Below are 16,478 nucleotides of genomic sequence, written 5' to 3'. Positions count from 1 at the left end.
GCAGATGAGAGTGCCGAACCCTGCACGAATTCAACGGGGTGGCTATGGAGAAGGGGCAGCCGGTGCGACTGCATCGGAAGGGAGGGTGCGGCAATTGCCGCATCCGTTCAGCCGGAATGTCCCGGCGGTACATTTTTTGGAGAAATTCCATGCCTCACCAGAAGTTCACCGCATGCATCGAAGCCTGCAACTCGTGCGCCGTGTCGTGCAATCACTGCGCAGCCTCGTGCCTTCGCGAGCCAGACGTAGCGATGATGGCGCGCTGCGTTGCGCTCGATATCGACTGTTCGGCGATCTGCCAGCTCGCGGCGGCGGCAATGGCTCGCGGCAGCGAACATATCAAGGCGATCTGCGCACTGTGCGCGGAAATCTGCGAGTCCTGCGCGAAGGAATGTGGGAAGCACCCCATGGAGCACTGCCAGCTTTGCGCGCGGGATTGCCGCGCTTGCGCCGAGCAGTGCCGCCAGATGTCAGCCATGGCGTGACGCACACAACCACCACATATTGTCTGAAGGCAAACAACATGATCAACAAAACCACCATTCGCAAATTCCTGGTCCTGGCCGCCATCGCGCTTGCTTCTGCGCAGATGTCGCCACTGGCGCAGGCTCAGGCGTCCGCCAGCGCAACCGCCTCGAAGTCCCCAATGACGGGGATGGCGCCGATGGCTTCTGGCGGCATGGATATGAAGTCCATGATGAAGGACATGAACGACAAGATGGCTTCAATGCAGATGACCGGAAACGCCGACATCGATTTCGCCATGATGATGCGGATTCATCATCAAGGCGCCATCTTCATGGCACAGGCTGAGTTGAGCGCCGGAAAGGAACCGAAGATGAAGAAGATGGCCAAGGACATCATCTCCGCGCAGCAAAAGGAGATCGCCCAGATCGACAAGTTCCTCGCGCAGCATGGACATCCCATGGACAAGGCGACTAAATAGCGCTTGCGATGTGCACGGCTTCATCGAGTGTCGATGCGCTGGTTCAAAGGCCTGAGGACGCACTGCCGCCGTGTTGATGAATGTCAACCGTCGGCGCGGTGGCCTCAGGCAAGCTGTGCAGACCCAACCCGGTGGAGCTCGCATGAACGATTCCAAGCCAACCCCGTCCTTCTGGAAGACGCCATTCGGCATCGGCGCGACTGTGATCGCAGTGGCCGCGAGCATCTATCTCTACATCGAGCACAGGAATCATCTGCTCGCACTGTTGCCGTATGCGTTCCTCGCGGCTTGCCCGCTCATGCATCTATTCATGCACCGCGGCCACGGCCACGGCGCCCATGGTCATGGACAACGCGATGACACCCCGAAGCGCGATTAAGGCGGCGGAACTCGCGTCGGCATTGGGCGCCATTGTTCTGGGCATCGGTCTTGGCCTGGTGGCGCCGTCATCATTGCGCGAAATCGCACTGCCGGTTCTGGGCGCCGGGATCCTTGTTCATGCCGCGGGTATGACGCTCAAGCACCGGATGGAAAGCCAGATGCGGCAGCCCCTCTATTGGGAGCGGTCGCTGTACTGGCTTTGCTGGGCACTTCTGGGCGCGACGCTTGGATGGATGGTCATGCGGCTCACATCCTGATCATCCGAACATATCGAGGGAGCTATGCAGTACGAACCCGAACACCATCATCATCACGGTGCGCCGCCGCCGGCCACAACGCCGGGCGCCACGTCGAAGGCGGGCACCTCGAAGGCCGTCGAATACACATGTCCGATGCACCCGCAGGTCCGCCAGTTGGGTCCGGGTCATTGCCCGATCTGCGGCATGGCGCTCGAGCCGATGATCGCCACCGAGCAAAGCGGAGACAGCCCGGAGCTGCGCGATATGACCCGGCGATTCTGGATCGGCTTGGTCTTGTCCCTGCCAGTGCTCGTGCTGGAGATGGGCGGACACGTGTTCAACATCGGGCACCTGGTTCGGCCGCAAGTTTCCAATTGGATTCAGATGCTGCTGGGCACGCCCGTGGTGCTGTGGGCCGGATGGCCGTTCTTCGTGCGCGCGTGGGCATCCCTGCGCACGCGCAACCTGAACATGTTCACGCTGATCGCGTTGGGCACCGGAGCCGCCTGGCTGTACAGCATGGTGGGCACGTTTGCGCCGGGTCTCTTCCCGAGCGACTTGCGCGGCATGGAAGGCGCGGTGCCGATCTATTTCGAAGCAGCCGCCGTGATCACCGTGCTGGTTCTGCTCGGTCAGGTTCTCGAGTTGCGTGCGCGCGAGAAAACCTCCGGCGCCATCAAAGCGCTGCTGGATCTGGCGCCCAAGACAGCCGTGCGCGTCAAAGCCGATGGTTCGGACGAAGTGGTGCAGATCGACACCATCCAGGTCGGCGAACTGCTGCGGGTGCGACCCGGCGAGAAGGTTCCCGTGGACGGTGAGCTTGTCGAAGGCAAGGCGACGATCGACGAGGCCATGGTCACGGGTGAATCCATGCCGGTGGTCAAAGTTCAGGGCTCGAAGGTGACGGCGGGCACGATCAACCAGACCGGTGGCTTCGTGATGCGCGCGGAGAAGGTCGGCGCCGATACGCTGCTGTCGCAGATCGTGCACATGGTCGCCGCTGCCCAAAGAAGCCGCGCGCCGATACAGCGCATGGCCGACCAGGTGGCTGGCTGGTTCGTGCCCGTGGTCATCATCGTCGCGATCGTCACGTTCGCTGCCTGGATGATTTGGGGACCCAGCCCGGCGTTCTCGTACGCGTTGATCGCCTCCGTCGCCGTTTTGATCATCGCGTGCCCCTGCGCGCTTGGCCTGGCCACGCCGATGTCAATCATGGTCGGTGTCGGGCGCGGTGCGCAGCATGGCGTGCTGATCCGGGATGCTGAGGCGCTTGAGCGCATGGAGAAGGTCGACACGCTCGTGGTGGACAAGACTGGAACGCTCACCGAGGGACGTCCCAAGGTCGTCCACGTGGAGCCCGTGGAAGGCGTGAGCGCGGATGACCTGCTTCAAAAGCTCGCCAGCGTCGAGCGTGCGAGCGAGCATCCGCTGGCCACCGCCGTGGTCGACGCAGCGCGCGCGCGGAATTTGCCGCTGGCCAACGTCCTGGATTTCGACTCCCCAGTCGGCAAGGGCGTGGTCGGCCGCGTGGGGGGTGTGCAGGTGGTCAGCGGCGCAGCCAAGTACTTGGCAGAGCAAGGCGTCGAGGTGAGCGCCTTGGAAGCGGTGGCCGAACGCCAGCGTGCCCAGGCCGCGACGGTGATCTTCGTGGCCTTCGACGGCAAGCTCGCCGGCTTCGTGGCCATCGCCGACCCGATCAAGGCCACCACGCCCGCAGCCTTGAAAAGCCTGCGGGAGGCCGGCGTGCGCATCGTGATGCTCACGGGTGACGGCAAGACGACCGCGCAGGCGGTCGCCAAGCAACTCGGCATCGACGAGGTCGAAGCGGAGGTTTTCCCCGAAAACAAGGCGAACATCGTCGAGCGCCTGCGAAAGGAAGGCCGTGTGGTCGCCATGGCTGGGGACGGCGTGAATGACGCACCGGCACTGGCTGCCGCGGAAGTGGGCATCGCCATGGGAACGGGCACCGACGTCGCGATGGAAAGTGCCGGCGTCACCTTGCTCAAGGGCGACTTGATGGGCATCGTGCGCGCGCGCAAGCTCTCGCACGCGACCATGCGCAACATCCGTCAGAACCTGTTCCTGAGCTTCGTGTACAACGTGGCGGGGATTCCCTTGGCCGCGGGCGTGCTCTATCCGTTCTTCGGGCTTCTGCTGTCGCCGGTGGTCGCCGCGGCGGCCATGGCATTGTCCTCGGTAAGCGTGATCGCCAATGCGCTGCGCCTGCGGACTTTCAAGGTGGAATGATGAAGCCAATGTGGATCGTGCCAGTCGCGGCGGCCCTGTGCTTCTTCGGTGCACCATTCGCCTTCGCGCAAACGCTTAACAAGCAACAAGTCCTACCGATTCCGGCGCAATACACCAACGGCGAGGTGCTGGAGGTGAACCGGAAGGCGGGAACGATCGTCATGCGGCACGAATTCATCGTGAACCTCGGCATGGACCCGATGGCGATGGAATTCGAAGTGGATGATCGCACTCTTCTGAACCGGCTCAAGCGCGGTGACAAGGTGCGGTTCAAGGCGGTCTATCGCGACGGCAAATACGTCTTGATCGATGCGTTGCCGCGCAAGTGATGCGGGCGGCGCTATCCTCCGTGCATGTGCATGTGCATGTGCATGCCAGGGCCGTGATGCCCGCCCACAAGCATGAGAGCAAGCGCGAGAGCGCCCGTTGCGATGGCGGCGGCGCGAACCCAAGCGGGCATGGTGCTCCATTGAAAGGTGCCCTCGGGAATGCGACCGCGTGGCTTGAAGATGGCCAGGGCCGCCGCGCCAAGCAAGACGACCAAGCCTCCAACGGCATGGATCAGTAGCGAATTGCTCAGCCCACCGAAGACCGCCGGATCGAAGGAGACGGTACGCGCCGCTTCGGCGAACTCCGTGATCGGCGCCATCTTCATCAGCAAGACCGCCGTCGCGAACACGATCCAGTAGTGGCGCAGCAATCCCCATGCAGTGCCGAGCGCTTGGACGATGCCGGTCACGAGCGATGCGAGCGAAAAGGGCAGGATGACGAACCAGGCCGTGACGCCCATGGATCGTTTCCGGGCAGTCAATTAGCTCTCGGTTAGCGGGACCGACGACGACTGTGAATCAGGTACCAGGCGGCCGGGATGACGAGCATGCTCAGAAGCGGCGCCGTGACCATGCCGCCCACCATGGGTGCGGCGATGCGCGTCATGACCTCGGAGCCAGTCCCGCTGCCCGCCAGGATGGGAAACAGGCCCCCCATCACGACGGCCACCGTCATGGCCTTGGGCCGCACGCGCAGTACGGCGCCTTCCCGGATCGCAGCCAGCAGGGTCTCGTCGTTGTCGGGTTCACCCGCTGCCAGACGCCGGGAGTGCGCGTTCTTCAGATAGATCAGCATCACCACGCCGAATTCCGCAGCGAGGCCGGCCAAGGCGATGAAGCCCACCGCGGTCGCCACTGAAATGTTGTGGCCCAGCGCCCAGACAAGCCAGAAGCCACCCACGAGAGCGAACGGCACGGCGGCCATCACGAGCGCAGCGTCCTTGAACGAGCGGAACAGCAGGTACAGCAGCACGAAGATGACCGCGAGCGTGGCCGGCACCACCACCTTGAGACGCTCGGTGGCCCGCTCCAGATACTCGAACTGACCGGACCAGGAGACCGAGTAACCGGCTGGCAGCTGGACTTCCTTCGCCACTGCCGCCTGCATGTCGCCCACCACCGAGCGCAGGTCCCTGCCTCGCACGTCGACGTACACCCACCCGGACAGGCGCGCATTCTCGCTGCGAAGCATCGGCGGACCTTCCTGGATGTTCACGCGGGCCACATCCTGCAGCAGGAGCTGGGCGCCCTTATCGGTGACGAAGGGCAACGTTCGTAGCCGCTCCAGCGAATCCCGAATCTCGCGCGGGTACCGCACGTTGATGGGAAAGCGCTCCCGGCCCTGAATTACCTCCCCGACGTTCTCGCCGCCGATCGCGGTCGAGACGATGCCCTGAACATCCGCCATCGAGAGACCGTAGCGGGCTGCCGCAGCCCGATCCACGTCCACGTCGATGTACCGGCCACCCGTCAGCCGCTCGGCCAGGGCCGAGGACACGCCGGGCACCTTCTTCACGGCGGCCTCGAGCTGGCCGGTCAGGCGGTCGATGGTCGCGAGATCGGCGCCGGCGACCTTGATGCCCACCGGACTCTTGATGCCCGTGGCCAACATGTCGATGCGGTTGCGAATGGGCGGAACCCAGACGTTCGAGAGCCCGGGTACCTTCACGATGCGATCCAACTCCTCGACCAGTTTGTCCGGGGTCATGCCGGCGCGCCATTGCTCGCGTGGCTTGAACTGGATGGTGGTCTCGAACATCTCCAGCGGCGCGGGGTCCGTGGCGGTGTCCGCGCGACCGGCTTTGCCGAACACGCGATCCACCTCGGGAACGGTCTTGATGAGTCGATCGGTCTGCTGCAGAAGCTCCGACGCTTTGGACGCCGACAGGCCCGGCAAGGCCGAGGGCATGTACAGCAGATCCCCTTCGTCGAGCGGCGGCAGGAACTCGCCACCGAGCCGCATCACGGGAATGACCGTGAGGACCAGCAGTACGGCGGCAACAGCCAGGGTAGCTTTCGGGAATCGCAGCACCGCTTCGAGCGCGGGCCGGTAGATGGTCGTGAGAAACCGGTTCAGCGGGTTGGACGCTTCGCGCGGGATGCGTCCGCGCACCAGGTAGCCCATGAGAACAGGTACCAGCGTGACCGACAGGCCGGCCGCAGCCGCCATGGCGTAGGTCTTCGTGTACGCCAAGGGTGAGAACAACCGACCCTCCTGCGCCTCCAGCGTGAACACCGGAACGAAGGACAGCGTGATAACCAGCAGCGAGAAGAACAGTGCCGGCCCGACCTCGACCGACGCTTCGGTGACCAGGTCCCAGCGCTCGGTAAGTGTTGGGTCGCGTCCGTGCTGGTGCTCGAAGGCTTCGAGGTGCTTGTGTGCGTTCTCGATGAGGACGATGGACGCGTCGACCATCGCTCCCAACGCGATGGCGATACCACCGAGCGACAGGATGTTCGCGCTGACGCCTTGCCACTGCATGACGAAGAAGGCGGCGAGCACGCCCACGGGCAGGGTCACCACCGCCACGAACGCGGATCGCAGGTGAAAGAGGAACACCGCGCAGACCAGGGCGACGACCACGAACTCCTCGACCAGTTTCCAGCTCAAGTTCTGGACGGCGCGGTCGATGAGAAGCGAGCGGTCATAGGTAGCAACCACTTCCACACCCGGCGGCAGGCTGGCCTTGAGCGTTGCCAGCTTCGCCTTCACGGCTTCGATGGTGGTGCGGGCGTTCTTGCCCGAGCGCATGATCACCACGCCACCGGTCACCTCACCCTGGCCGTCCAGTTCGGCGATGCCGCGTCGCATCTCCGGGCCGATCTGTACGAACGCGACGTCACGCAGGAGCACGGGCGTCGCACCTGCGACGATGATGGGGATGGTGCGGAAGTCCTCCAGAGAGCGCAGGAAGCCGCGTGAGCGCACCATGTACTCGGCCTCGGCGAGTTCGACTACCGAGCCGCCAGCGGACTGGTTGGCCTTCTGCAGCGCCTGCGTCACCATGCCTTGCGTGACGCCCAGCCCGCGCATGCGGTCCGGGTCCAGCACCACCTGGTACTGACGCACCATCCCGCCGATGCTGGCCACCTCCGCCACGTCGGGCACGGTCTTGAGCTCGAACTTCAGGAACCAGTCGTTCAGCGCGCGCAACTGCGAGATGTCGTTCTTGCCGGTGCGGTCGACCAGGGCGTACTCGTAGACCCAGCCCACCCCGGTGGCATCCGGGCCCAGCGAGGCGTTGGCGCCTGGTGGCAGCCGGCTCTGCACCTGGTTCAGGTACTCCACGACGCGCGAGCGGGCCCAGTACGGGTCGGTCTTGTCGTCGAAGAGCACATACACGAACGAGTCGCCGAAGAAGGAGTACCCGCGCACGACCTTCGCGCCGGGGACGCTGAGCATGGTCGTCGTCAACGGGTACGTGACCAGGTCCTCCACCACCTGCGGCGCCTTGCCCGGATACGGGGTGCGCACGATCACCTGGGTGTCCGACAGGTCGGGCAGCGCGTCGAGCGATATCCGCTGCGTGGACCAGATACCTGCCACCACGATGAACACCGTCGCAAGCAGGACCAGGAACCGGTTGCCGATGGACCACCGAATGAGCGCGGCGATCACTTGCCCGCTCCCGCGGGCTGCACGGTGACCAGCTCGTAGCCCATCGCGCCGCCTTGCTTGAACTCGAACTTGACGGTGTCTCCGGGCTTGACGCCGGCGAAGGCCTTCGGATCAGGTTTGCTGAATCCCATCGTCATGGACGGCCACTTGAGCGCGGGGATGGGACCATGCGAGAGCGTGATGGACTCGGCATCTACCTTCTCCACTTTCCCCTCGGCCGTGAAGATCCCGGCAGCGGCGGCAGCTCTTGCCTGCGAAGCGGGTGCGCTCGCCGCGGACGCAGCCTGACCAGCAGCGGCCATGCCGCCCAACACGGACTTCAGCCGTGCTTCGGAGTCCAGCAGAAACTGGCCGCTGGCCACCACCTGGTCGCCTTCATTGAGGCCTTGCACCACTTCGAGTTGCTCTCCAAGGTCGGCGCCGAGGTTCACCTCTCGCGGCTCGAAGGCGCCGTTGGCATTGCGAACGATGGCCACCGCGCGCGTGCCGGTGCGGATGATCGCCTCGGCCGGCACTACCAAGCGCGACGAAGTCGGTCCAACAACCTGCAGGCGAAGCAACATGCCCGGCGTCAGGCGGCCGCCGGCGTTGGCCAGCTCGATCCTCGCTTGCACCGTGCGCGTATTCGCGCTGACCTGCGGCAGGATCTCCTTGAGCTCGCCGTCGAATGTTTGCGAAGAGTCCGCCTGCATTGCGGCCTTGACCTTCTGCCCTCGGCGAAGGCGAACCGCCTGGGCCTCGGGGACTTCAGCCACGGCCCACACCCGCTCCAGACCGGCGATGCGAAACAGCGTCATGCCGGGTGTCACGGCGACACCGTCGCGAACACCCAGCTCCGCGACCACGCCGCTGACCGGCGCGGACACGTTGAACCGTGCCTGCGCCTTTCCCGCCTGCTCGCTTTGGCGAAGCAGCGAATCCGGGATCGACATCGCACGCATCCGGTCGCGCGCGGCGGCCAAGAGATCTTCGGAGACGCCTGTGCGTTTCAGGGCCAGGTACTCGTTCTGCGGACCAAGCCAGTCAGGCGCGTAGATGGTCGCGAGTGGCTGGCCGCGGCGCACGTATTCCATGGGCGCGCGCACGAGCAACCGCTCCACATAACCGTTCACGCGGGTCTGAACTGCTTCGTTGAGGCGCTCGTCGAACTGCACGGTGCCGACGGCATCGAACGAGCTCGCGATCTGGGCTCGCGTGACGGTCGCCGTGCGGATACCCAGGTTCTGTTGCACGCCGGCGCTGATCTTGACGCCCGCGTCGCCCGACTCGCCCGCGTACACCGGCACGAGTTGCATATCCATGAAGGGCGACTTCCCCGGCTTGTCGAAGCGAGGGCCTGGGACCATGGGATCGTGCCAGTACAGGACCTTGCGCTCGCCTGGCTGCGTGGCAGCCGGTGCGCTGGCCGTCTCCATGCTTGGCCCAGCGTGCCGGCCTGCGAGGAATCCGCCTGCAGCCAGTGCGACGGCTGCAACGGCCGCCGCTGCGATGTGAGTGCGCTTCATCGAGCACCTCCGGCAATGGGTTTGAACGCAAGCTGCGCGTGCACTTTGGCGAGGTCGCGCTGCAGGTTCAGGAGTTTGCGAAGCGTGTCAACCTCTGCATGACGCGCTTCGAAAAGCGTCATGAGGGAAACCTGATTGGATCGGTAGCCCGCCAGCGCGGCCTGCGTGCGCTGCTGCGTGGGTACGACGACAGCCGACCGGTATCGCTCCACGCGTTGCGCGAGGCGTTGTGCGTCGCCCGAGAGCGCGCGGTATTCGGCGGTGGCCATCCGCGTTGCCTCTTCGAGGGAAGCCTCGGCTTTGTCCACGAGCGATAGCTTGGCCGCGCTCTCGCGGTCCTGGCGCTCGCCAGGCGAGACCGGGAGCGGGATGCTTACGCCAATCGAGACCATGTCGGAGAAGCCCGTGCGCTGACCATACGAGGCCTGCCAGGTCCAATTCGGCCGCCGGTTCGCCGCGACCGCCGCGGCCTCCGCGCGAGCGACCTCCATCTCGCGCTGCGCCTGCACGACCGCGGGATGCGCCGCGACGTAGGCTTGCTCTGCGGGAGTGGTGGGCAACGCCGGCGCGGTGAGCCCGTCAGGACGGATGCCCACCCATCGCTGCAGCGCTACCAGCGCCGAGGCCTGTAGCTGCTGCACGTCGGCCGATTCGTCTTGCGCCACACCCAGGGCCGCGGTCATCTGCAGCACCTCCGGGCTGGTGCCAGTCGACGATGACAAGCGCGCCTTCGCGGCTTCGGCCTCTTCGTGGACATGGTGTTCGGTCAACGTGGTGAGCTTGATGCTCTCACCAGCGTAGTACGCGTCCAAAAAGGCCAAGGAGGCCTGCAGGCGGGCGTCGGCGAGGGCGACTTGTTCGGCCACCACGTCGCGGCCAACTTGCGCTTGCGCCGATGCTTGGCGCAGCGCGCGCTTGTCCGCCGACACCCACTCCTGGCTAATACCCCACCGCTTCATCGTCATCGAGTCGGCCGTGGTGCGCAGCCGATCTGGTCCGGTCACGGGCAGGTTGTCGACGCCGACGCTGAACGTGGGGTCCGGCAGCTGGCCCGCAGCGCGAGCAGCCTGCTCAGCGCCCAAGGCGCCGGCCCGCGCGGCGCGTGCGGCCTGCGAACGCTGTGCAGCCAGGTCGATGGCCTGCTCAAGACTTAGTGGAGCGGCCGCGGCCAGCGCGGGGAGAAGTGCGGCGGCCGTGGCAGCCGCTTTGAGGAAGTGCGAAATCATGGAACCTCCGAAGACAACGAGGCAGTTGTCGGCCAGCGGGCATGCCGCGGCGACGCCGGTTTGTCGACGGAGAGGTCAGACTCGAAGTCTGAGCGTGGACAGGAAGAGCGGGTCTGGAGGTGGTCGCTCTCGGCCCGCGCGGGTGAAGACGACCGATTCGCCCGCGTTCGCATTTAGCAGGAGCGGCACCACGAGCACCTGCACGATGGCGGGCAGACTGACGACAGGGATCTGCACCGGGTCGAACGACTGCGGCGCGTTGACGCAGTGCTGGTGACACAGGGCCGGTTGTTCCTGATCCATGGTCTTGCCCGCTGCCATGCTCATGCTTTCGCACGGCTGGCCAAATGCCATCTCCATGGCCATTGGCGCGCTCTGAGCGGGCACTGCCGGGGGACAGATGTAGTTCGCCAGCGCCAGCTGGGAAAACAGCAGCGACAGCACCACGAAAAACGTGGTGGTCATGCGGTGGGCGGGACGTCGAACCATGAGCAAACGAAGTGTAGCGCGACGTCGATGACCCGGCTACGGGTGCTGAAGTCGGTAGTCCGAACGGTATCAGTGACTAGACCCGCCTCTCGATGGTCAGCAGCGCCACAATCCCACGAAGAACATCGACGTTAGCAGTGACGTCTCGTCGATTGCGGCCAAGGCTTCCTCGTTTGCCCTGGCCCTCAACCGGTCCAACGCAATGCAGGCCTCGCCAAGGCGGAAGTGATGAGCGCGCGCGTGTTGGGGGCGTGCTCACCGACACGTCTGAAGCGCACGATCAGCACGATTGCCGGCGCCTGTCGCGCCTTCAGCGCTACGGCTCTACTCAACGGTCCGGTTCGTCAACAACGCGCTGGCCGTCCTACTTGGCGAAAGCGCCTCGCTGCGACGCCGGCAGGATGTTCACCGCGACCTTCCTCGGCTTGCACAGCCGCACGCTCGGCGGCGTCACTGCGCGGCTGCATCGCGCAGCCGTCCATATCGCACCGGGAGGACTGCCGCTCGCTATCTATCGTGATCCCTGTCTTGGCTTCGCCGCGACTTGGCTAGGTCGTAAAGCTCTTGCGCCCGCGAGGTCACTGGTTTGTCTGCCTCGCGCATCATCTTGGCCAGACTCTGCGCCAAGTCCCGTTCGCCCGCAGCGTCCAGGTTCCTGACCACCTCGCTCCAGCTGGCCAGCGTCTTGATCTTGCTCGCCTGAATTCGTTGCTCGGCAGGATGAGGCGGTCTTGTTCCAGCCCGCAAAGCGGCCTGCAGCTCGCTTTTCGCGGCTTGCTGCACCTTGGCTAGGCGCGGTGGTCGGATGGGCCCGACAAAGGCCTTTTCCGGCTGCAGCGTAGCCTTGATCACTCGATCCTCCGCATTTGCCGTTGCTCGCCGCACGTTGTAGACGGCAGAAGACGGGTTGTCGGCTCGAATCTGCCGCACCGCCGAATGCTCCGGCTTGCGATAGTTGAACCGGTGTCGGCGCTCGCTGGCGGCCGCGTCGATGCCGTTTTCCCTCAGCTTGTCGGCGAACCCGAGGCGCCAGCGGAACAGATCGGCTTTGCGTGGACTGAGGCGCGGCTCGTCTGCTCGATCGATGTCGCGAGTGTTCACGCAAACGTGAACGTGCGTGTGATCCGTGTCACCGTGGAACGCCATGACGTAACGTCGATTCGCGAATTCCTCCTGGCAGAACTGCGCGACAGACTCGCGCATCGCCTTCTCGGGTGTTCCTGCTGGCATTGAGAACACGACATGCAAGAACTCGCGCTTGTTGCTGTCATGGGGAACCTGCGAGGCCTTGAGCTGTTCGCGCAGCTCCTTCACCTCTTCGCGGCCGTGAATGCTCTCGCCGCATTCATTCGTGAGCTCGACGTCGCCGTTGCGGCTGATGTAGTCCAGATGGTGCTTGACCGTGGCCAGGCCGGAGCTGCTGCCCGTGATCTTCACCATCACTTCCGGAGCCTTTCGAATCACGCTCGCCACGTTCTTCGATTTCGCGCCGGCTGAAAACTTCACTCCGCTGGTGGACGACGGCGCGGAGCCAGAGCGCGATCGCGCCTGGTCGCGCCGCGCCGTCGCGGCTTTCTGCGAGCGAACGCGAAAGCCCTTCTCGAACCATCCATCAAGCGGATCAAAGACGCTCATGACCTACTGTCCCATCTAGTGGTCGTACTCGGAGGCGAGATCGGCGTTGCGCTTTTCGTCGTTGAACACGCTGAGGACGCATCCCACGATCCACAGCACGACAACCCCGGCCGCGCTGAGACCCATGATCCAACATACGACGGTCAAGAACGTCATTCGCTGTTCCTCTCAGCTTCACAGTGATTGTTCGAGCGTATCGCGCTTCTGAACGCGCTCGGTCGTCTTATCCTGAATCTTGGGCTCGGTCTCCTGCGTGATTCGCTTCATGAACTGCGGATCGATGGCTTGCTTGTCGAATCGGGCCAAGGCTTCGTCCTGAACGGGCTTAGGCTGCAACTTGTTCTCCTCGGAGACGATGCCTCGCAGATACGCGAGCCGGGTCAAGTCTTCCACCGACTTGTCCAGCATGCCGGGCTGCTTGCGCAAGGCCTCCATGTTCGTCGTGACGTTCTTCGAGGCCTCGACGTGCATCACGGCCTGGTTCTTGTTCAAGTCGTGCCTTGGCGCAGCTGCTTCCTTTGACGCGGCGAGGATTGGACGTTCCGTCCTGCGCTCCTGCAGCGGCGTGATCGCGTTTGTCGATCGCTCTTGCCGCAGCGTCTCCAGCGCCGACAGATCGGATTGCCTGGGCGTGTAGCCCTGCGTCTTGATGCCTTGCGACTCCGCCTGCAGCCAAGCCTCGCGCCGAAACTCCTGCGAGCCGGTGAGCTTCAGCGCTTCCCACTGCTTGGCCTTCGCGTAGGCCACCATGTCAGCGATCGCGGCCTTGTCGGTGGTCGACGTGGCCAGCTTCTCACCTTTGTCTTCGAACATGACTCGGTTCGATTCCTTCGCGAAGAACTTGCCGTCCACCTCGGTGTAGACCTGCGTGATTCGGCGCGGCACGATGAATTCGCCACGCTCCAGTTCCTTGCCCGTGCGCTGCACGTCGACCGCGTTGAGGCCTTGGCCAGCCTGCTCCTGTTCGCGTGCCTTGCGACGACGCACCTCATCCTCCAGCTGTTGGTCCAGTGCGCGCTGCACGACCTCGGGCTGCGCCTGGTCGGCGCCGGCGGCCATGCTCTTCTCACCGGCGGCTCTACTCGCGGCCAGATCCACAGTCACCATGTCCTTCTCGTTGTCCTGCACCCGCGAATAGAGCTCGGGCGCCAGCTGCTCGAGCGCCGTGTCGTAAAGAGGGCTTGCCTTCGCGCGTTCGGCCATGTCACTACGGAGATAGAACGCATCCGACTCGCCACGAGAACCCATCGCCGCCAGTACCCCGTGATCAGCGGTGTCGTGAGCCGCCTCAGCCCGCGCCTGCTCTTGCGTCCAGGCGCGGGCCCGCGCTTCGCGCTCTTGCCGCATTGCTGCTGCGTCAGCTGCCTTGCGTTCCTCCTTTTCGAGCATCTTGCGATGCTCCTCGGCCAGGTGTTCGTCGCGCTCGAGGAGCTCGGTGCGCGTGTCTTCTGGAGCAACACTGGGTTCGCCTCGCAGGCGGCCTCGCAAGTCCTGGGTCTCCAGGTCCTGCAGCAGTTCGGTGCGGGTGTCCTCGGGCGTCACTTCGGGCTCGCCGCGGAGCCTCGTGCGCAAATCGTCGTTGGTGGGTGTCGTCGCCATTGCCTCTCCTTAGATTCCGAATTCCTTCAAGATCGCCAGGCTGCGGTCCACCGCCATCACGGTCTCGACCGACACCTTCGGTTCGGTGGACAGCCGCAGCCACTCCGTGCGGTACACGCTGGCCAGCACGCCGGCATGGCGCATGGCGATCGCTGTCTCGGCGTTGCGCGAATTGGCCGATGCCGTGTAGTTGAAGCTGCCGAGCTGCACGTGCTCGCCGTCGGCGACCATGAACTTGTGGTGCATGGCCGCGTAGTTTTCGCTGCGGAATACGGGGATGCCCTGCGCCGACAGGAAATCCACCGCCTTGTAGCCGCCCTGCTCATCGCTGTTCTGGGAGTGGTCGACGACCACGCGAACATCGACACCGCGTTGCTTTGCTTCCACCAGGGCGAAGGCGATTTCCTTGCTGGTGAACGAGTAGGCGGCCACCAGCAGTTCGGACTTGGCGCCAAGGATGAAGGACATCACGACCTCCAACGCATTGCGCTTCGGTGAGAAACCGACCTCGAAGGTCGCGCCGGCAGGAATCGCCTGCTCGTCGATCGCGCCCGCGAAGTGCAATGCCGGCGACGCCGGCGCGGCCTCGATCACGTTGAATCGCTCGCCCTGGTCCGGCACCGCCGGCTGCGGCAGGTTCGCACGCGCCTGAAAAATCGGCTCCTGGTACCAGAAGATCTTGTCCACCAGCGCGGGCGGCATGTTCTCCATGCTCACGATCTCTTTAGCCTGGCCGATGGCCTTGACTTCCTGCGGCAACAGCACGGCGCGCCGCTGATCGCTCTCCGACTCGCTGCGTCCGGTCTTCCCGGACAACTGGCGCGACTTCGAGAGGCCCTTCTCGGTCATGTAGCCGATCATCTCGCTGTAGTCCTTCGCGTCGTCCTCGTCGCGCGGAGCGAAGCACACCTGCAGGGCCATGTTGGTCAGCATGGTTTGCGCGCCAGTCTCGTCGTACAGCTTGCGATCCTTGACCTGGCTCTTGCTCTGGAAGATCAGCAGCAGGCGCATGTTGTAGCCCGCCATGTACGCCGAGGCCTTCTCGATGATGGCGATCCGGCCCATTGCCGGGAATTCGTCGAGCAGCAGCAGGCACTGAAACTTCAGGCTCGGATCGTCTTGAGGCAACTTGTCCATGTTCAGGACCAGCAGCTGCTGGAAGAACAGGTTCAAGAACTTGCCGAACTTGTCGATGCTCGCGGGCTTGATGACGACGTACACGCTCATCCGCTTGCGACGCACGTCGCGCATGTCGAAAGAATTCCTGGCCGTGGCTCGGGCCGTGATCGGGTCGGCGAAGATGGCCAAGGGCTGATCGAAGGAGATTCCGATGCTGTTGCGCAGCTTGTCGCTGGTCTGCGCGTAGCTGCGCAGATGCGTGATGCAGTCGGGTGACAGCGGCTCGAAGGGCTCACGCTCCTTGACGTGCTGCATGAAGGTCTCTTCGTCCTTCAGACATTCCAGGCCGACGCGCATCTTCTTGATCGTGGCCACGTTGAAGCTGGAATGCAGCTTCGCGGTGTCCATCACGTACAGCGCCAGGCCGAGGAACAGGCTTTCGGCCGTCGACGACCACACGTCATCCGATGGGGGATAGAGAATGTTCGTGATCGACATGAGATCGCTGATGCGAAATCGTGGGTCGTCACGCACATAGCCGAGCGGGTTCCAGCAAGAGGTCAGGAAGTTTTCGTCGTCGGGCGCGAATTTATGCACCTCCTGCCCGCACTTGGCGCGAAAGCCCGAAGTGACCTCGAAGTTCTCGCCCTTGATGTCCAGGACCACCACCGAGTCGCGGTAGTGCAGCAGGTTCGGAATCACGACACCGACGCCTTTGCCCGATCGGGTCGGCGCGGCCAGGAACATGAACTGCTGCCCGCGGAACAGCAGGAACTCGTTTTGCAGCTTCCCCACGACGATGGACGGAAATTTGTCGCCGGCCTGGTCAGGCTGAAGAAGACCGCCCTTCACCAGCTCCAGCCGCGTCGCGAAGCGCGCGGAGCCGTGCAGCTCGCGCTTCTTCGGCATCAGGGCGGCGAATCCGACGAGACCGAACACCAGAACCGGCAGTCCGACGCTGGCGGCCAGCGCGATCACGCCGAAGCCCTTCTGCTTTTTTTCTCCGAACTTGGCCAGCTCGAACGGAAGACTCAGATGCGGCGTCACGTCGTGCAATGCGAGGTATTTCACGAGGAGCCCGGACGAGACGTAGAGCAGGCCGAACACCGATGCGACCGCCAGGAGCAGCAGCACGGCGATGGCT

General features: G+C 64.2%; 16 protein-coding genes. 7 read left to right on the top strand and 9 right to left on the bottom strand.

Annotated elements, in window-relative coordinates; all coding sequences use genetic code 11:
- The first annotated feature begins 44 nt into the window (after positions 1-44).
- The 6 genes from GHT07_RS21575 to GHT07_RS18835 all read left to right on the top strand — a co-directional run bounded on the left by GHT07_RS21575 (position 45) and on the right by GHT07_RS18835 (position 4,142).
- On the top strand, positions 45-485 hold the full coding sequence (locus GHT07_RS21575) for a four-helix bundle copper-binding protein (protein ID WP_407646660.1): 441 nt from the start codon (positions 45-47) through the stop codon (positions 483-485).
- A complete protein-coding gene (locus tag GHT07_RS21770) occupies positions 392-946 on the top strand; it encodes a DUF305 domain-containing protein (protein WP_323741014.1) in 555 nt (184 codons plus the stop codon). The genes GHT07_RS21575 and GHT07_RS21770 overlap by 94 nt, the downstream gene beginning before the upstream one ends.
- Positions 947-1,088: 142 nt before the next feature.
- Positions 1,089-1,325 carry a DUF2933 domain-containing protein gene (locus tag GHT07_RS18850; RefSeq protein WP_153586655.1) on the top strand — a complete coding sequence of 79 codons (237 nt, stop codon included), beginning with the start codon at positions 1,089-1,091 and terminating at the stop codon, positions 1,323-1,325.
- Positions 1,291-1,584, top strand: coding sequence for a hypothetical protein (locus GHT07_RS18845; protein WP_153586654.1), 294 nt, complete (start codon positions 1,291-1,293; stop codon positions 1,582-1,584). Before GHT07_RS18850 ends, GHT07_RS18845 begins: the two co-directional genes overlap by 35 nt.
- 24 nt (positions 1,585-1,608) lie before the next feature.
- On the top strand, positions 1,609-3,813 hold the full coding sequence (locus tag GHT07_RS18840; protein WP_153586653.1) for a copper-transporting P-type ATPase: 2,205 nt from the start codon (positions 1,609-1,611) through the stop codon (positions 3,811-3,813).
- On the top strand, positions 3,810-4,142 hold the full coding sequence (locus GHT07_RS18835; protein WP_153586652.1) for a copper-binding protein: 333 nt from the start codon (positions 3,810-3,812) through the stop codon (positions 4,140-4,142). The genes GHT07_RS18840 and GHT07_RS18835 overlap by 4 nt, the downstream gene beginning before the upstream one ends.
- An 11-nt stretch (positions 4,143-4,153) precedes the next feature.
- Here the strand turns inward: GHT07_RS18835 and GHT07_RS18830 are convergent, their stop codons facing one another.
- The 6 genes from GHT07_RS18830 to GHT07_RS18805 all read right to left on the bottom strand — a co-directional run bounded on the left by GHT07_RS18830 (position 4,154) and on the right by GHT07_RS18805 (position 12,421).
- Complete coding sequence (locus GHT07_RS18830; protein ID WP_153586651.1) at positions 4,154-4,603, bottom strand: hypothetical protein; 450 nt, start codon at positions 4,601-4,603, stop codon at positions 4,154-4,156.
- A gap of 32 nt (positions 4,604-4,635) precedes the next feature.
- Complete coding sequence (locus GHT07_RS18825; RefSeq protein WP_323741013.1) at positions 4,636-7,761, bottom strand: efflux RND transporter permease subunit; 3,126 nt, start codon at positions 7,759-7,761, stop codon at positions 4,636-4,638.
- On the bottom strand, positions 7,758-9,266 hold the full coding sequence (locus GHT07_RS18820) for an efflux RND transporter periplasmic adaptor subunit (RefSeq protein WP_153586650.1): 1,509 nt from the start codon (positions 9,264-9,266) through the stop codon (positions 7,758-7,760). Before GHT07_RS18820 ends, GHT07_RS18825 begins: the two co-directional genes overlap by 4 nt.
- Positions 9,263-10,492, bottom strand: a complete 1,230-nt coding sequence (locus GHT07_RS18815) for a TolC family protein (RefSeq protein WP_153586649.1) — start codon at positions 10,490-10,492, stop codon at positions 9,263-9,265. The genes GHT07_RS18820 and GHT07_RS18815 overlap by 4 nt, the downstream gene beginning before the upstream one ends.
- Positions 10,493-10,567: 75 nt before the next feature.
- Complete coding sequence (locus GHT07_RS18810; RefSeq protein ID WP_153586648.1) at positions 10,568-10,981, bottom strand: hypothetical protein; 414 nt, start codon at positions 10,979-10,981, stop codon at positions 10,568-10,570.
- Positions 10,982-11,488: 507 nt separating this feature from the next.
- Entirely contained in the window at positions 11,489-12,421 is a 933-nt protein-coding gene (locus tag GHT07_RS18805) for a relaxase/mobilization nuclease domain-containing protein (protein WP_228488448.1), read from the bottom strand.
- Between GHT07_RS18805 and GHT07_RS21570 the strand changes: the two genes are divergently transcribed.
- The gene (locus GHT07_RS21570) at positions 12,408-12,635 is read left to right on the top strand and encodes a hypothetical protein (protein ID WP_228488443.1); all 228 of its coding nucleotides are present in this window, start codon (positions 12,408-12,410) and stop codon (positions 12,633-12,635) included. The two genes, GHT07_RS18805 and GHT07_RS21570, sit on opposite strands and share 14 nt — an antisense overlap.
- Here GHT07_RS21570 and GHT07_RS18800 read toward each other — a convergent pair.
- From GHT07_RS18800 to GHT07_RS18790, 3 genes are all read right to left on the bottom strand, one after another.
- On the bottom strand, positions 12,632-12,772 hold the full coding sequence (locus GHT07_RS18800; protein WP_153586646.1) for a hypothetical protein: 141 nt from the start codon (positions 12,770-12,772) through the stop codon (positions 12,632-12,634). The two genes, GHT07_RS21570 and GHT07_RS18800, sit on opposite strands and share 4 nt — an antisense overlap.
- Before the next feature lie 18 nt (positions 12,773-12,790).
- Positions 12,791-14,215: an LPD7 domain-containing protein gene (locus tag GHT07_RS18795; protein WP_153586645.1), complete on the bottom strand. Its 1,425-nt coding sequence runs from the start codon at positions 14,213-14,215 to the stop codon at positions 12,791-12,793.
- Between the two features lie 9 nt (positions 14,216-14,224).
- A partial coding sequence (locus GHT07_RS18790; protein WP_153586644.1) for a type IV secretory system conjugative DNA transfer family protein occupies positions 14,225-16,478 on the bottom strand: 2,254 nt, incomplete at its 5' end.

Source organism: Caenimonas koreensis DSM 17982 (genome assembly GCF_009646335.1).
Taxonomy (GTDB): Bacteria; Pseudomonadota; Gammaproteobacteria; order Burkholderiales; family Burkholderiaceae_C; genus Ramlibacter; species Ramlibacter koreensis.
The sequence above is the reverse complement of the archived record's forward strand: the minus strand, read 5'-3'. Positions and strand labels throughout refer to the sequence as shown.

Bases quoted from the DNA above. Each gene is read 5' to 3' on its own strand.
- GHT07_RS21575 (WP_407646660.1), top strand. From the start codon at position 45: ATGGAGAAGGGGCAGCCGGTGCGACTGCATCGGAAGGGAGGGTGCGGC.
- GHT07_RS21770 (WP_323741014.1), top strand. From the start codon at position 392: ATGTGGGAAGCACCCCATGGAGCACTGCCAGCTTTGCGCGCGGGATTG.
- GHT07_RS18850 (WP_153586655.1), top strand. From the start codon at position 1,089: ATGAACGATTCCAAGCCAACCCCGTCCTTCTGGAAGACGCCATTCGGC.
- GHT07_RS18845 (WP_153586654.1), top strand. From the start codon at position 1,291: ATGGACAACGCGATGACACCCCGAAGCGCGATTAAGGCGGCGGAACTC.
- GHT07_RS18840 (WP_153586653.1), top strand. From the start codon at position 1,609: ATGCAGTACGAACCCGAACACCATCATCATCACGGTGCGCCGCCGCCG.
- GHT07_RS18835 (WP_153586652.1), top strand. From the start codon at position 3,810: ATGATGAAGCCAATGTGGATCGTGCCAGTCGCGGCGGCCCTGTGCTTC.
- GHT07_RS18830 (WP_153586651.1), bottom strand. From the start codon at position 4,603: ATGGGCGTCACGGCCTGGTTCGTCATCCTGCCCTTTTCGCTCGCATCG.
- GHT07_RS18820 (WP_153586650.1), bottom strand. From the start codon at position 9,266: ATGAAGCGCACTCACATCGCAGCGGCGGCCGTTGCAGCCGTCGCACTG.
- GHT07_RS18815 (WP_153586649.1), bottom strand. From the start codon at position 10,492: ATGATTTCGCACTTCCTCAAAGCGGCTGCCACGGCCGCCGCACTTCTC.
- GHT07_RS18810 (WP_153586648.1), bottom strand. From the start codon at position 10,981: ATGGTTCGACGTCCCGCCCACCGCATGACCACCACGTTTTTCGTGGTG.
- GHT07_RS18805 (WP_228488448.1), bottom strand. From the start codon at position 12,421: ATGGTGAAGATCACGGGCAGCAGCTCCGGCCTGGCCACGGTCAAGCAC.
- GHT07_RS18800 (WP_153586646.1), bottom strand. From the start codon at position 12,772: ATGACGTTCTTGACCGTCGTATGTTGGATCATGGGTCTCAGCGCGGCC.
- GHT07_RS18795 (WP_153586645.1), bottom strand. From the start codon at position 14,215: ATGGCGACGACACCCACCAACGACGATTTGCGCACGAGGCTCCGCGGC.